This window comes from Mucilaginibacter sp. CAU 1740 (assembly GCF_039839285.1).
GTDB lineage: Bacteria > Bacteroidota > Bacteroidia > Sphingobacteriales > Sphingobacteriaceae > Mucilaginibacter.
In genome coordinates, this window is record NZ_JBDOQS010000017.1 from 59788 (window position 1) to 75880 (window position 16093).

Below are 16093 nucleotides of genomic sequence, written 5' to 3' on the forward strand. Positions count from 1 at the left end.
CAGGGCGTATAAGATTTCTCTTTCGCCCCAGCGCTCATTCCCTCCCTGCTCTATCGAAATGACATTTTTGAGATATTTTGACCTTCGAAATATTCTTTTATCTTCTTTCATTATAAACCTGGAACTCGGCTATTGAAGCCTGTTTTTCAGATTTTTCTATCGAGATCCTTACTTTACCGGCCCATACCCTATCGAAGCGGTGCACCTTGATCCTGTTGCCGTTTTCGCCTTCAAACAATGGTTTCCAAACGCCATCGAGGTAGTACTCCAATTTATAATTGGTGATGTTCGCTTTTTCTTCGGCAATAACAACGGCGTTGATGGCCTGCTCTTTTTTAAAGTCGATCTCGTACCATGGCGATTTTACGGTTGGATTTGAAACCCACGAGCTATGAAAATCATCATCATTGGCAAAATCCATAATAGCAGAATCATCGCTCCAACTTGCGCTTGCCGGTTGGTTTTTAGCCAGGTTTGATGAAATTATAGGCGCATCAAGTTTGGATAGTTTAGCCAGCGGGCCTTCGTTTTTCCAGAGCTTGCCTATTTCTTTCAACGCTGCAAGCGCGTTATCATCAAATAAACCATCACGGTTAGGCGCCACGTTCAAAATGAAGTTACAATCCACATTATTAAGCGGTTTGATAATATCATTAACCAATTTTGCAGGTTCTTTTACAGGCGTAGTTGGATGGCTTGTTTCCCAAAACCAGTTGGCCTGCAACGGTAAGCAGGCAATGGCCGGCATACGGTTGTCTTTAGTTGATACACGCTGACCGGCGCCCATTTCGTAAGTTTTAATATCTGTATAATACATGCCTTCGGCAGGATATTTGGCGCCATTCAAATCCATTACCAAACAGTTAGGCTGTAATGATTTTACCAAAGTATAGATCTCTTCGAACGGTACATCATCATAAGAGATCCTTGACCATGGAGCATCCCATCCATCAATAATTAAAGCCTGGATCTCGCCATATTTGGTCATCAACTCGGTGATCTGCGCTTTAACCATGTCAATATGTTTAGGCGTGATCATGTTTGGCCTTAACCTGTGGTGGGTATCCAGTATCGAATAATATAAAAACACCTTTAAGCCGTTAGCCCTGAAAGCATCCACATATTCCTTAACCACATCTTTTTTTAACGGACTGTTCATCACGTTATAATCGTTGGTTTTGGTATCCCAGATACAAAAGCCGCTATGATGCTTGGTAGTGATACAACCGTAGGTCATGTTGGCCGATTTGGCGGCTTTGGCCCATTGGTCGCAATTCAGTTTTTTAGGATTGAATATGGCAGGCGAGGCATCCGGATCGGCCCAGTCCTGGTCCATATAGGTTGGGATATTAAAATGGATGAACATGCCGAAACGGAGGTCGACAAATTCCTGCTGGAGCTGTGCAAGCGGTTTTACAGGCTGCGCGGCTGTTTGTGCTTTTAGTGAGAGTGTAAAAGCACAGCATGCAATTAAGCAAAATGATTTCAGTTTAAGCATAGATTGGGTAAAACGTTTAATCAACTTATTTTATCGCAATATGCCACTAAAAACAGCTCGGATAGTGTATTAAATTAACATTACGTTAAGCTTATTTGGCGTGATGAAATGTCGGTGTTACAGTTGAATGTTACTACAAATAAATCATGTCATTGCGAGTAATTAAAAGCCAAGGCATCTGAAGGATTATATGACAAAGCAGGTAAGACTTACGAAGTTTTAAAAACTTCGTAAGTCTGGACTCTAAAACTTGTCATGGGTAGCGCATCGTGGCAAGCGCACGGAAGCATGAACGCCCTGTATAGTATGCGATTGCTTCGTGCCTCGCAATGACTTGTAGGCTAACCTATTTCTTAAACACACCCAGATCCCAGCTATCCAGCCAGTTTATCTCCATATCATCGCCTTTAAAAGTAATTGGCAGCCACAGGTAGCGCCCGTCAATAGCATCTTTAGGTGTCCATTTATCGGCCATAAAAATAAACGCGTCTTTTTTACCGGCTACAGGGAGTACATGGGTGCTTTGTCCGCCGTAAGTGATGGCACTATCTGGCCCTTTGCAAGGGTTGCCATGATAAGTCCACGGCCCCCAGATGGATTTGGCCGAAAACCAGCGGGCCGCGTTAGGTGCCCAACCCGTACAGCCCGAGCCTACCATATAATAAACACCATTGCGCTTAAACAAGGCTGGAGCCTCGGTTTGGTGACCGATGTAGATGCGGATGAATTTGCCGGTATGACCGGTATAATCGGGCGTTAACTCCGCCAAGTCGAGGGTGTAATTTTCTTCGGATGAAAAAACATGGTAAGCTTTGCCATCGTCATCAACAAAAACGGTCATGTCGCGGGCCATTTGTCCGCCGGGAAGGTCGCGGCAAAAGAAGCCGTCGGTTTCTGATGCAGGGGCTGCGCAATTCACTTTCTCATTTTCGGGGGTAAGCGGCGTATAAAACGGCATTTGCCCCGGATTTGGGCGATAACTTTTAACGAAAGTATATGGGCCGGTAGCCTTATCGCTTGTAGCAACACCTGCACGGGCGGCTGCATAGCCTTTGCCCAACAGTTCGAGGTGGAACCACATTACATATTTTTTGGTGAGTTTGTTGTAAACCACTTTTGGGCGTTCGAGGATACAGCCTTTGGCGATATCGTTTTTAGGATCATCAGAAACATTTAAGGCTATCCCTTCATCCTTCCAGTTATACAGATCGGTTGAAGAGTAGCAATGCACACCTACCATGGCTCGGTTACCCGCATCGCCGGCTATTTTATGTTCGCCAAACCAATAATATTTTCCTTTTTGGTACAGGATACCGCCGCCATGCGCGTTGATATGCACACCTTTATCATCGGGCCAGATCTTACCGGGCTGAAATTCTTTTTCTTGAGCTTCGCTATGCAAGCCGACACAAAGCAGAGCGGCCGCAAGTAAAGTTGTTTTTATTTTACGTTTGATATATGGGATAGTATTCATAGTTCAATTTTATTTGAGGTCGAGCGCGTGATCCACCGGAACATCCTGCCCGCTCCAGATCTTTACGGCTGTCCATGGCAAAGGTGGGGCACTCCAAAACTCATCTGTTTCGGGCAAACCTAATGGCAGAAAAGCATCGGTACACAGGTAAAGGCTTCCTGTGGTGATATAGGAGTCTGCAAGGCCGGGTTGTTTTCCATACAGGCCAATATTTAGCCATCCGTCTTTAGTAAAGGTAGATGACGATTCGAGCGTTTTTTTGATCATAGCCGTTAACGCACAACGAACCTGGGCAGGCGGTAATGAAGCAGGCAGTTGCTTATTCAACGCCACGTTAGCCAGATGATGAAAAACACCTCCCCGGTAAACTATAGAGCGGCCGGTTGCAGGGTAACTTCCGTCAGCATTAATTAAACGCTCTAAGATCTGCGCGTAACGCTGTTCTATCTTTTTCGCTTTCTCTGCCTGGGCTTTGTATTTATCTTTTTTCTCTACCTGAACCTGTAAAATGGCACTTAGGTAAGGTTGGATCACAATGCTGTTATAATAATCCAAGTGAAAATTCATTCCGTCCGAATACATGCCATCGCCAACATACCAATGCTCGGTAAACTCGCGGATGCCGTATTCGGTACGTACCGGGTCATCGCCCAGATCATATTTACACAAAAAAGCCTCTATCATGCCTGAGAACAGGATCCAATTAGAATATACAGGCACTGTGGCGCGAGTAGTTTTCATTACCTCAACCACATTCTTTTTAGCTTGCTCATCCAAATGCTCCCAAAGCCAGGGCGCGCGTACCAATCCCAAGGCCATGAACGAGGCATCAACCAATGGCTGCCCCCCTTTCCATTCCAGGTAATCTTTTGCTTGCGGGTTTACCGCATTGGCAATAGCCTTTAATGTCCATTGGCGGTATTGATCGCGCAGTTTTATTTCGGCTGGGGTACCGCCTTCCAGTTGCAGCCAAGGGGCAATGCCGCTCAATGTGCGACCAAAAGCTTCGAGATAAGCCACTTTTGAACGGGTTTCTTTATTGTCGATATTATCGGCAAGCATTACGGGCATGTTTTGCTTTAGCTTATCTTCGGCCAAGTTGGATAATACCGGGCGGGCTATCTTATCCAGGTAATCCAACCACAACTTTCTATCGGCTAAACCATTAGCAGGTTTATTTTGTGCCGATGCGGATACGCAGGCATAAATCAACAATAAACAAACGGTAGCCTTCCTCATCTATCTATTTTTTAGCTTTTTTAATTTTCACAGGCTTCAGTTTTTCAAATACATCTACCGGTAAAATATTGCCGTCAGCATCAAAGCGCATAGGTGATACGCAGGTTTCGCGGTTATAACCATTACCATCCGGAATAGCGAAGCGGTGATAAGCGATATACCAATCATCAGTACCCGGCACCTGTACCACCGAATGATGGCCTGCCCCTTTTACCACACCTTTACCTTTTAAAACCGGGTGGCCAACAGCCTTTGTAAATGGCCCCAGTGGCGATTTTGAAGTTGCATAAGCAATTGAATACCGCGGATCGCGGGTATCATACTCCGACCACATCAAATAGTAAATCCCCTTACGTTTGATCATGAACGGGCCTTCGTTATAACCTTCGGGTTTAACCGATATAATTTTCGAGGTATCGCAGGACACCATATCATCATTCAGTTTAACAATGTTGCATTGCCCTTGCCCCCAGTACAGGTAAGCTGTGCCATCGTCATCAATAAAAGCCATTGGGTCAATCATCTGGCCGCCGCGGGTACCTCTCGGGATAAGTGGCTTGCCAATCGGATCTTTAAACGGCCCTTCCGGTTTATCAGCAACAGCTACACCAATGTTTACATTGGCCGAGTAGTAGTAATAGTACTTGTTATTTTTTGTAGCGATGGTTGGTGCCCAAGCACGTTCCTTAGCCCAGGTCAGATCGCGCGGCAGATCAAGGATCACACCCTCGTTTTTCCAATCCAACAAATTATCCGACGACCAGCAGGTAAAACTTGTAGACATCCAGCCCTCAGTACCATCGCTGGTTGGGTAGATATAAAACTTTTTGCCAAAGGTTGTGATATTAGGATCGGCATACAGGCCTTTCAATACAGGCGCAGGAGCGTTCAGGGTATCGGTGGTTTGGGCGGATGCGAAACTTGTTACACAAGCTAACAAGGCAGCGCCTGCCAGAGTTTTAAAAGAGAAGGCTTTCATTTTAAAGATATACATCAGTTTAATACATTATTATCCGAACCTAAATAAATATAATTAACCTGGTTGTAACAGGGGTAAAACTGTAAATTGTAGGGGGTAAATCGCTACTTAAGGTTAGCATCCCCCTTCAGAACTTCAAATGTATTAAATAGCCAAGCGCTATACTTAGTGTATTTTACCCTGTTTAAAGTTGATTTTGTTATACGCAAGCAAAAACCAAACAAGTGTAAAAGCAAACTGCGAAAACGTTGTAGTAGATTTATCCGCACGGAACAAGCTTTACCGATAAATAAATTTAACGATTAGTTATATTTGGGTAATTATAAACCGGCATCCTGCAAGCCTGGCCTTAAAATATCTTCACAGCGTAAATACGCTCCAGTATTTTGATCCTGCTGCATGTTGCCAACCGACTGACCAAACATTTATCAATTTGAATAAACTTTTATATACCTGCTTACTATGCTTTTTGGTGTCGCACTTAAATGCGCAACAGATCATCAACATTGATAAAAACTTACAGCAATATAAGTTTACGCTGAACGAAGTGGAATACCTGCAGGATAGCAGCAACCTCCTTACTTTTAGCGATGTACAGAAGCTAAATTCGGCATTTAAAACCAACCATACCTATTACCCTAAAAACAGGCATCAGCAAAGTACCTACTGGTTTAAGGTTAAAGTCCGCTTTACCGAATCAATTGCCACCAATAACAGTATTATTGAACTGTTTGATCAAACTACCGATAACATAACAGCCTACATGCCCGATTCGGCAGGCAGGTATGTTGAAATTGCCTCGGGAGCAAATCTTAGTTTTAATAACCGGCTTTTTCACCACAAAAACTTCGAATTCCAGATCCCCAATACCCGCAAAGGCGAATACACTTATTACTTCAAGGTAAAATCGCACATTGTGGTTAATGTGATTATTGTTTACCGCACCATTGGTTACTTTATTCATTATGCCCTTAATGAGTATATTACCTATGGCCTGTTTTACGGCATGGTGCTGGTTTTTTGCTTTCATAACTTGCTCATGTTTTTGGCGGTAAAGAAGAAACAATACCTGTACTATGTTTTCTACATACTGAGTGTTGGTTTGTATGAAATGAGCGCCGACGGGATAGCTTTCGAATACCTGTGGCCCAATTTACCGGTGCTGAACAATTATGGTAATGGCATAGCGATATACCTCACCAGTATTTTCGCGCTGATATTTACCAAGCAGCTTTTACAGGTTAAGCAAAAGGCCCCTGTTTTTGACAGGATGATCAACTACGTGTTGGTGCTCCGGACAATTTACCTGTTGCTATGCCTGTTTTTCAATAAATCGTTGTTCGTTTATAAGTTTGTAGAGGTGATCCCGCTGTCGTTGGCATTTGCTACCGGTGTGTATATTTATAGACAGGGTTATAAACCGGCGCGCTTTTTTGTACTGGCTTATTCTATTCTTTTTGTGGGCTTTATAGTAAAAGCTTTAACCGCGCTCGGCTATACTTATTTTCTGCCAGCGCCGGTAAGTTATTACAGTCTCAGTTTTTGTTTTATTATCGAGATGGTGCTGTTATCCTTTGCCATAGGCGATCAGGTGCGGATACTGCGAAAAGAGAAAGATACAGCCCACCGGGAAACCATTTTGCAAATGGAGTTGAACAGCCAGCTGAAAGACTCCATTAACGATGAACTTGAACGGCAGGTTGAAGCCCGCACCCATGAACTGGTTGAAAAATCGGACGTGCTGCGAGAGCAAAGCAATATCATCGAAAAACAAAACCAGGAGCTACTAAAAGCCAACCTGCTCCTTGAGCAACAAGCCGGCGAAATACTACGGATGAACGTGTTGCTTGAAAACGACAACGTACAACTAAAAAGTAACATAGAAAAAGTAACCGAATCGCGGGCGCTATCCACAGAACTTGATTTCGACGAGTTCAGCGCCAAATACCCCGACCAGGAAGCCTGTTACAAATTCCTATCTACGCTGAAATGGAAAGACGGCTTTATTTGCACCCGTTGCAGCAATACCACCTATTGCGCGGGCAGGTTGCCGCACAGTCGTAGGTGTACCAAATGCAGCTATGAAGAATCGGCCTTGCACAATACCCTATTTCAAAACAGCCGGATACCCATTAACAAAGCTTTTTATTTAACCTATCTTATTTACAGCACTAACGGTACTATATCCTCGCACCAGCTTTCGGAAAAACTGGAGATAAGGCAAAGCACCTGCTGGACATATGCCATCCGCATAAAAAAGGTACTACAGGAAAAGAAGAAATCGCGTAAGAAAACTGATTTACAGCAAGGTTGGACGGTGTTGGTGATGTGAGTTTCTGATTGCCTTTATTCTATCTTTTAAATGCTATTATCGCTCTTCGTATATTCTGTCTATAGATAAAGCTATGTATGTAGTCTACCAAGAGATTTGAAAGGCTGCACCAGAGGTGCAAAAGGTTTGTAGATATAAAATGATAAGCTTTCAGCGTGCCAGAGGTACGCCACCTCCGATGTTCCGTACCTCTGGCACGGCTAATTTAAAGGAACGTTCTACTACAAACCTGTTCCCCCTCTGGGGGATTGCCTTAACTTAATGAGATTGCGCCCTGAACTTGTCGAATGGGAGCGCGCAGAGGCCCGTCCACCATGCTTCGACAAGCTCAGCATGACACCCATTTTTAAACATGTCATGGGTAGGCACGAAGCAATCTCACATGAACAAATCAGCTCTGTCGAGCATGCGATTGCCGCGTCGCCCCCTCGCTCTGCCCCATCCCGCTCCTCGCAATGACATGATTTCATTTGTTTTTATAAATAATTCCACGCTTTAACTCCATTGAGAATACTCTCAAAACCACAAAATCGCCCCAATTACCCTCCCAAAGCCCTTTTTAACTCCCGGTAAAACCGTCGCAATTGTCATTTTTTAAAATATTTTCAATTTTTTTCATTGTTCAACAAGCGTATCACCTGCAAAAGCAACCAACACGTAACGTGCTGAAACGGGGCATCTATAACGTTTGAGTAGTTCGCGGGCAAAGCGTATCAAAATAATTGTAAATATCTTTATATCAATAAGTTACACAAAATAAACTATTGCATTTCTCAGGTATTCCACGTTAAATTTACCCCACCAATTACCAATAATAACACCGCTAACCAAAAGTATCACCAATGAAATAGCTGTTTTAACCGCAGGTATACCCGCATTGCTTTTTGCACGGACAAGGTTCGGGCCGAGGCTCAATCCGGCAGCTATTGCTGCTTAACCAACTAAAGAACAATTAATTATGAAGAAAAAATTTACACTGATCTTTATTTTACTGCTAACCATACTCACACAGGCATTCGCACAGAATGCTACTGTAAAAGGTACCGTTAGCGATAACCAGGGCCAGCCGCTGCCCGGGGTAACCGTAAAAAACAAAGCGACAAATGCCGCGGCGGTTACCGATGTAAAAGGCAACTATTCAATTGCCGCAAATGCCGATGCTACCTTAGTATTTACCTTTGTAGGCTTCACTACACAAGAGCAAAAAGTTAACGGCCGCTCCGCTATTAACGTTACCCTTGCCGATGCCAATAAACAACTGGAAGAGGTTGTGGTAATTGGTTACGGCACACGTGCTGTTAAAGATGTAACGGGCGCAATCAGTAGCGTTAAGGCCGAAAAACTGGAGAACGAACACCCGGCCAGCACAACAGATATCATCAGGGGTAACGTTCCAGGTATTTCGGTTGGTATGAATACATCTGCCAAAGGCGGTGGTGTGGGCGATCTTCAGATAAGAGGAAAAGCCTCACTTTCGGGCAACGTACAGCCGGTTATCGTTTTAGATGGGGTTATCTATCCGGGCCAGCTGGCAGATATCAACCCAAATGATATCGACCGTGTGGATGTACTGCGCGATCCAAGCGCCCTTGCTGTATATGGTGCGCAATCTGCAGGCGGTGTAGTAGCCATTACCACCAAAAAAGGAAAAAAGGGCGGCACGGTTATTACGTTTAACGCAAACGTAGGCGTGGCGCAGCTACTTCAAAACCAGAAATTTTATACCGGCGACGCGTTTTTAAACTGGCGTGCCGATGGTGCCCGCAGCTCAAACACTTCAAACCCATATTACTATTACAGCAATCCTAATAAACTGCCTGACGGTGTAACGCTTGCCCAGTTTTTAAATGGTGCAACCGGCGATCCTACTACCATTTGGCTGCAACGCTTAGGTTTGTTCCCTAATGAGATTGCCAACTACCAGGCTGGTAAAGTAACCGATTGGTCTAAACTGATTTTCCGCAACGGTTTCCGCCAGGATTATACCGCGAGTTTTTCGGGCAGTAATGAAACCGTTAAATATTATGTATCCGGCAACTATGTAAAAAACCAAAACCTGATACAGGGTGGCCAATACACAGATGGCCGTGTGCGTATGAATTTGGAAGGCAAAGCCGCTAAATTTTTAACCATTGGTATTAACGCGCAGTTTGCCAGCCGTGATGAGGGTGCAGCAAGCACTCCGCTAAGCGGTCAGGGTATTGATGGTACTGAAGCCGATTGGACACAGATCATCAACTCATCACCTTACGGCGATATGTACAATGCTGATGGTTCATTACGCCGTATTGATACTGATGATAGCGGTTTGAATCAGCGCAACCCTTTCCTGGGCAATCGTTATAACCAAAACGTGGCGGTGCAAAACACCTTGTTCTCGGTATTATTTGCCCGCATGGATCTTCCTTTTGGCATTAAGTACACGGTGAACTACTCGCCAACTATCGAATCGTACCGGAACTTCTTTTTCCGCCCGATAGCTAACCCTAACGAGCTTTCTGGCGGTACCGCTATCCGTACCCAGGAAAGCCGCTACAGGTATAACCTCGATAATATTTTAAGCTGGAACAAAACTTTTGGCATCCACAACTTTGATGCAACCTTCCTGCTTAATAAAGAGAAATACCAAAGCTGGTACACCAAGGCATCAAACACGCAATTAACCCCAACCGATATTTTGGGCTACCACAACATTGGCGCGGGCAACCTGCCTGTTGAAAGCAGTGATGATAATATCTACAATGCCGATGCTTTAATGGGCCGTATCAACTATACGCTATTGGGCCGCTACATTTTAACGGCTACTGTACGTCGTGACGGTTTCTCGGCATTCGGTTTGCAAAACCCGCGCGAGGTGTATCCATCGGCAGCAGTTGCCTGGGTATTCAGCGATGAATCATTTATGAAAGGCGATGCCTTTAAATGGCTCGATTATGGTAAACTACGTTTCACCTATGGCGCAAATGGTAACCGTACCTCAACCAGCACTCCAGATCCTACCATATCATTAGCTGTATTGGGTGGTGTTAAATATCCAACGGCAAACAACTCGGGTACAGTTACCAACAATAGCGGTATCTACGTAAGTACCTTACAAAATGCCCAGTTGAAATGGGAACGTACCGTAGGCCCCAACATTGGTTTGGATTTCACCATGTTGCACAACAGGTTAAGCGGTTCGATTGATGTGTATGACCGTAAAACCACCGACTTGCTGGTTAAACGCAGTATCCTTGATTTACAAGGCTACAATGCATCAGGCGATTTAGTAGGCGGCCAAAACAACTCAAATCCATTCACCAATATAGGCCAGGTTAATAACAAAGGTTTCGAGATCTCGCTGGAAGGTAAGATCATCCAAAGTCAAAATTTTAAATGGACCGCTGCCGGTACTTTTTTCCTTAACCGCAACAAAATAGTTCACCTGTATGGAGCCTTCCCGGTTACCGATGCAAACGGCGTTACAACCAATATTGAGAAGGATGATATCGGCAACGGCTGGTTCATTAACCATGATATCAATGCAGTTTGGGATTACAAAATTCAAGGCGTTTGGAAAACCGACCAAGCTACTGAAGCCGCTAAATACGGCGCGAAACCCGGCGATTTCAAATTACAGGATGTGGATGGCGATTTTAAATTCACCAATGCAGATAAACAATTTCTTGGTTCAACCAATCCAAAATTCAGCTGGTCGTTACGTAACGATTTTAACTTCCTTAAGCATTTTGATGTATCGTTCCTGTTGATATCAAGCATTGGTCAGTTAAAACAATACAACCAGGCTTTGAACAACCCAGGCAGCGTTGGCTTTGCCCGTATGAACTCGTACGTATTGCCTTACTGGACACCTGATAACCAGCTTAACGATTATGCCCGCTTAAACTCAGGTTCATCGGGTACTACTATTAACGTTTGGCGCAAAAACTCGTTCGTTAGGCTGCAAACCGCATCTATAGGGTACACTTTCAGTCCGCAATTGCTAAGCCGTGTAGGTGTAAAAAGCGCCAAATTATTTGTTAACGCAAGTAATGCCGCCGTGTTTTCGAGCTGGCCGCTTTGGGATCCGCAAAACAACGGACCAACACCACGTTACTTGTCGGCCGGTTTCAATGTAGTTTTTTAAAGGAGGGATTTAATACATGAATAAGATAAATAAAAACATCATGGCGGCGGCTATTACAGCAGCAACCATATTTATAAACGCGGGCTGCACCAAGCGGTCAGATTTATATCCGCAGGCACCATCAAAATTTACGCCCGACGTAACCTATACTTCACCGGCTGCATTTAGGGCTGCGTTGGCAACATTGAATGTGAGCGTTAGGTTTGAGTATTTCGGAGATTCGGCACCGTTATTAACCGAATCGATATTTACCGATGCGGCAGTAGAAGGCACAACCGATAAAACAACACCGGCGCAGGATCTGAACGCCCGCATCACTCCTACTGCCAACCTAAACAGCGACGACTATAACAAAATAGGCCGCTACTGGAGTTCGTGGTACCAGGGCATACATGATTGTAATGTTATTTTATCGCGGATAGATAACATTAAATGGCCTACTGATGCGGATAAAAACCTGGTGAAGGCCTCTGCTCTATTCCACAGGGCATACCGTTATTATCGTTTGGTACATGAATTTGGCGATGTGCCATTGCTGCTTAAAGAAGAAACCGCTGTAAACACAGGTTACTTCACCACGCAACGCATCGTGATCCTCAAACAAATGAAAACCGACCTGGAGTTTGCCGTTGCCAACCTTACCGATGCTAATGCTAAAGGCGATATCTCTAAAGGCGGCGCTGCTCACCTTTTATGTAAGGTTGATTTGGCACTTGGTTTATTTGATGATGCTATCACAGCTGCAAACGTTGCCATTAATGGCCCATACCACCTCATGACAAGCCGTTTTGGTATTGTAGCCAACGATGCAACGCGCAACGTGATCTGGGATCTTCATCGTCCGGAAAACAAAGCTTTAGGTTCAAACGCCGAGGCTTTGTATGTGGTACTTGACCGCGAAACACTGGATGGCGCTACGCCAAACGGATCGCAGGTGATGAGGAACTGTGTGCCGATGTGGCATAACGGTACCATCCTTACACCAGGAGCGTTAAAACCGGGTATCTCAGATAAAGTTACCGAAGAGTTTCCGCTTACCTTGTGGTACGGTCGTGGTATTGGCCGTTTACGCGGTACGCCATATGCTACCAAATACATATGGACGGATACCAGCGACTTACGCCACTCGCACGGTAATTGGATGAACATGACCGACCTTGTTTACAACAGCCCGGCCATCAAAACATCTGATCCAACCTGGTATGGCAAACACCTGGAGCAATACACCGATGCCAACGTAAACCAACGCTTTTTAAATGGCGCTAAAGATACCATTCGCGCATGGTTTGGCTGGCCGCACTACAAAGTGTTCATTGGCTCTGGCCCAATAGCGCTTGATAAATGGTGGAGCCCGCCACGCGGCACCAATACCGACTGGTACGTATTCCGCTTAGCCGAAACCTATTTATTACGTGCCGAAGCTTACGTATGGAAAGGCCAAACCGCACAGGCCATGGCCGATATTAATGTGGTTAGGGCACGTGCCAACGCGGTGTTGCTAACCGATCCATCGCAGGTTAACATCGGCACCGTATTGGATGAGCGCCAACGTGAACTTTACTGGGAAGAGCCACGCAAAACCGAGCTTACCCGTATTGCCTATATTTTTGCGCAAACAGGTATCACGGCCTACAATGGTAAAAGTTATAACGTTGCCAATTTCTCAACCAATAACTTCTTTTACGACCGTATTATGGAGAAGAATGATTTTTATAAAAACCCTAACGTTGTAACCAACTCGGGCAATCACTTCACCATATCGCCTTACCACGTTTTATGGCCTATTCCGCAAAGCGAGATCGACCTGAATGTTAACGGGCATATTAACCAAAGCAAGGGGTATCCTGGTTCTGAAACCAATATCCCACCGTTGGATAAGGTGCAATAATTTAGCAGCGTTGCTGTAACATTTAAACCGGGCAATAGTCAATGTGATTATTGCCCGGTTTTGTTTTATCCCCTATCAGTGAATAAAATAAGCGTTTGCATTAAAAATAAATACCCAATAAAGCTTTGACCTATCCGTTTTTTTTACATATTTATTTAATTATTTAAACCATTATACTTTACAGTATGGGCCTTTTCGACAGAATTGCACACGAATTAATTGATATAATTGAATGGGTTGATAACACCCAAAACACCCTGGTTTGGAAATTCCCGAGGTATGATAATGCCATAAAAATGGGCGCCAAGCTGATCGTTCGCGAATCACAAGCGGCAGTTTTTATGAACGGTGGCAGGGTTGCCGACGTTTATATGGCTGGTACTTACGAACTGCAAACCGGCAACATGCCAATCCTCACCACGCTAATGAGCTGGAAATATGGCTTTAACAGCCCATTTAAGGCAGATGTTTATTTTGTAAGCTTACGCCAGTTCACCAACCAAAAATGGGGCACCAAAAACCCGGTTATGCTTCGCGATGCCGAGTTTGGCCCGGTAAGGTTAAGGGCATTCGGATCATTTAACTTTAAGGTTAACGATCCAAAAGTATTTATTACCGAAATAGCCGCCACCAACCCCGAGTTTGTGTTGGAAGATATTAACGAGCAGTTACGGAACACAGCCGTATCGCGCGGTATGGATGTGGTGGCCCAATCAAAAATTCCGGTATTAGATCTTGCCGCTAACTATGATGAAGTTGGCGCTTTAATAACCAAAAACATCCAGCCTGATTTTGCTGAGATAGGCCTCCTGTTAACAAAATTACTGGTTGAAAATATTTCCCTTCCACCGGAGGTTGAGCAGATGCTTGATAAACGCAGCGAGATGGGCATTTTGGGTAACCTGGGTGCATACGCGCAATTCCAGGCTGCTAACGCGATAGAAAAATCGGCCGAAAATACCATTGGGGGTAACCTTGGCTCGGCAGGTATGGGTTTAGGTGTTGGCGCAGCCATGATGGGCCAGGTTGGCAATATTTTTCAGCAAAACCAATTTAACCCGAATGCTCCTAAAGCGACATCAAGTGCGGATCTGCCACCCGATCTTCCACCTACTGTACAATACCATATTGCTAAAGATGGCAAAGCCGATGGCCCGCATACATTAGCCGAGATCAATGTAATGGTAGCGAGCGGACAGATAAGCCGTGAAACTATGGTTTGGACAAAAGGAATGGCAGCATGGGCAGCAGCATCAACCGTTGGCGAAGTGGCAGAACTGTTTAATAACGTTCCGCCGCCGTTGGCTTAATTGCATGCATATCCTAAATCTATCTTGTGCTAAATGAATGATCAATCCAAGCCGTCGGCCGTTAACAACTCATTAAATTGTAACGGTTGCGGTGCCTTACTGCATTTTGCTCCGGGCACTCATAACCTGCAATGTGATTATTGCGGGGCCAGCAACCCTATTGAACAGAAAAATACTGACGGGTTAATCTACTCGTTCGATTACGATCAGTTTCTGGGTGAGATCGCCGTAGCCAAACCAAGCGATACCTTTAAACAGGTAAGCTGCAAAAACTGCGGTTCGCAAACCGCGCTCGATTCATTTGTAACATCAGATAAATGCCCCTTTTGTACCGCGCCATTGGTGTTGCTACCCGAGGGTGGGCAGCAATATGTTGAGCCTCATTATATCCTGCCTTTCGCCATCACACAGCAACAGGGTACCGAGGCATTTAAAAAATGGATAAAAAGCTTATGGTGGTCGCCAAATGATCTGGCTAAAAAGCTGGTTAGCGATGCTACTGGTTTAAAAGGCGTTTACCTGCCCCACTGGGCTTATGACAGCGATACCGTAACCGACTACACAGGCGAGCGTGGTGATTATTATTACACCACCGAAACCTACACTGAAACAGTTGACGGTAAAACGCAAACCCGTACCAGGGAAGTAAGGCATACCCGTTGGTCGTACACATCGGGTACGGTTGATGTTGATTTTAGGGATGTGATAGTGCCAGCCAGTACCTCCCTCCCCGAAAAAACACTTAACCAGCTTACGCCCTGGCAGTTTGATATGCTGGTGGATTTTGATGAACGCTACATGAGTGGTTTCCGTTCCGAAACATACCGTTTAAACCCGGAGCAGGGCTTTCAAAAGGCAACTGTGCAAATGGAACCGGATATCCGTTCGGCCATACGTGATGATATTGGAGGTGATGAACAACGCATTGACAGTACCGATACCGATTACCTGAACAAAGGCATAAAATACCTGATGCTGCCTGTTTGGGTGAGCGCCTACAGGTACAACAATAAAGTATATCAGTTTACGGTGAATGCCAGTACCGGCGAGGTGATCGGTCAGCGGCCGTTGAGTGCTATTAAGATCACATTAGCGGTACTATTTGTGATAGCGCTGATCATAGCGATAGTTATTATGGTGCAGAATGGGCAGGCGCAGCGTTAAGTTTGAGTGCAATTGCTTCGTAATTACCCATAAAAACCCGTTCTATCCAGACTTACGAAGTTTCAAAAACTTCGTAAGTCTTA

General features: G+C 44.8%; 9 protein-coding genes. 5 read left to right on the top strand and 4 right to left on the bottom strand.

From position 1 onward, the window contains the following. Positions 1-97: 97 nt before the first annotated feature. From AAFN85_RS28290 to AAFN85_RS28305, 4 genes are all read right to left on the bottom strand, one after another. The gene (locus tag AAFN85_RS28290; protein ID WP_347531331.1) at positions 98-1498 is read right to left on the bottom strand and encodes an alpha-L-fucosidase; all 1401 of its coding nucleotides are present in this window, start codon (positions 1496-1498) and stop codon (positions 98-100) included. 346 nt (positions 1499-1844) lie between these two features. Further along, a complete protein-coding gene (locus tag AAFN85_RS28295; RefSeq protein ID WP_347531332.1) occupies positions 1845-2972 on the bottom strand; it encodes a glycoside hydrolase family 43 protein in 1128 nt (375 codons plus the stop codon). Positions 2973-2981: 9 nt separating this feature from the next. After that, entirely contained in the window at positions 2982-4211 is a 1230-nt protein-coding gene (locus AAFN85_RS28300) for a DUF2264 domain-containing protein (RefSeq protein ID WP_347531333.1), read from the bottom strand. A 4-nt stretch (positions 4212-4215) separates the two neighbouring features. Then, on the bottom strand, positions 4216-5205 hold the full coding sequence (locus AAFN85_RS28305; RefSeq protein WP_347531334.1) for a family 43 glycosylhydrolase: 990 nt from the start codon (positions 5203-5205) through the stop codon (positions 4216-4218). A gap of 418 nt (positions 5206-5623) precedes the next feature. On the opposite strand from AAFN85_RS28305, the gene AAFN85_RS28310 reads away from it, so the two are divergent. The 5 genes from AAFN85_RS28310 to AAFN85_RS28330 all read left to right on the top strand — a co-directional run bounded on the left by AAFN85_RS28310 (position 5624) and on the right by AAFN85_RS28330 (position 16010). Continuing rightward, positions 5624-7522 carry a 7TM diverse intracellular signaling domain-containing protein gene (locus tag AAFN85_RS28310; RefSeq protein ID WP_347531335.1) on the top strand — a complete coding sequence of 633 codons (1899 nt, stop codon included), beginning with the start codon at positions 5624-5626 and terminating at the stop codon, positions 7520-7522. Between the two features lie 958 nt (positions 7523-8480). Continuing rightward, the gene (locus AAFN85_RS28315) at positions 8481-11648 is read left to right on the top strand and encodes a SusC/RagA family TonB-linked outer membrane protein (RefSeq protein WP_347531336.1); all 3168 of its coding nucleotides are present in this window, start codon (positions 8481-8483) and stop codon (positions 11646-11648) included. A gap of 16 nt (positions 11649-11664) precedes the next feature. Continuing rightward, the gene (locus AAFN85_RS28320; protein WP_347531337.1) at positions 11665-13536 is read left to right on the top strand and encodes a RagB/SusD family nutrient uptake outer membrane protein; all 1872 of its coding nucleotides are present in this window, start codon (positions 11665-11667) and stop codon (positions 13534-13536) included. Positions 13537-13721: 185 nt separating this feature from the next. Continuing rightward, positions 13722-14846: an SPFH domain-containing protein gene (locus AAFN85_RS28325; protein WP_347531338.1), complete on the top strand. Its 1125-nt coding sequence runs from the start codon at positions 13722-13724 to the stop codon at positions 14844-14846. Between the two features lie 33 nt (positions 14847-14879). After that, positions 14880-16010 (top strand): hypothetical protein, encoded by a 1131-nt coding sequence (locus tag AAFN85_RS28330; protein WP_347531339.1) that lies wholly within the window; start codon positions 14880-14882, stop codon positions 16008-16010. The last annotated feature ends 83 nt before the right edge of the window (positions 16011-16093 follow it).

Bases quoted from the DNA above. Each gene is read 5' to 3' on its own strand.
- AAFN85_RS28290 (WP_347531331.1), bottom strand. From the start codon at position 1,498: ATGCTTAAACTGAAATCATTTTGCTTAATTGCATGCTGTGCTTTTACA.
- AAFN85_RS28295 (WP_347531332.1), bottom strand. From the start codon at position 2,972: ATGAATACTATCCCATATATCAAACGTAAAATAAAAACAACTTTACTT.
- AAFN85_RS28300 (WP_347531333.1), bottom strand. From the start codon at position 4,211: ATGAGGAAGGCTACCGTTTGTTTATTGTTGATTTATGCCTGCGTATCC.
- AAFN85_RS28305 (WP_347531334.1), bottom strand. From the start codon at position 5,205: ATGTATATCTTTAAAATGAAAGCCTTCTCTTTTAAAACTCTGGCAGGC.
- AAFN85_RS28315 (WP_347531336.1), top strand. From the start codon at position 8,481: ATGAAGAAAAAATTTACACTGATCTTTATTTTACTGCTAACCATACTC.
- AAFN85_RS28320 (WP_347531337.1), top strand. From the start codon at position 11,665: ATGAATAAGATAAATAAAAACATCATGGCGGCGGCTATTACAGCAGCA.
- AAFN85_RS28325 (WP_347531338.1), top strand. From the start codon at position 13,722: ATGGGCCTTTTCGACAGAATTGCACACGAATTAATTGATATAATTGAA.
- AAFN85_RS28330 (WP_347531339.1), top strand. From the start codon at position 14,880: ATGAATGATCAATCCAAGCCGTCGGCCGTTAACAACTCATTAAATTGT.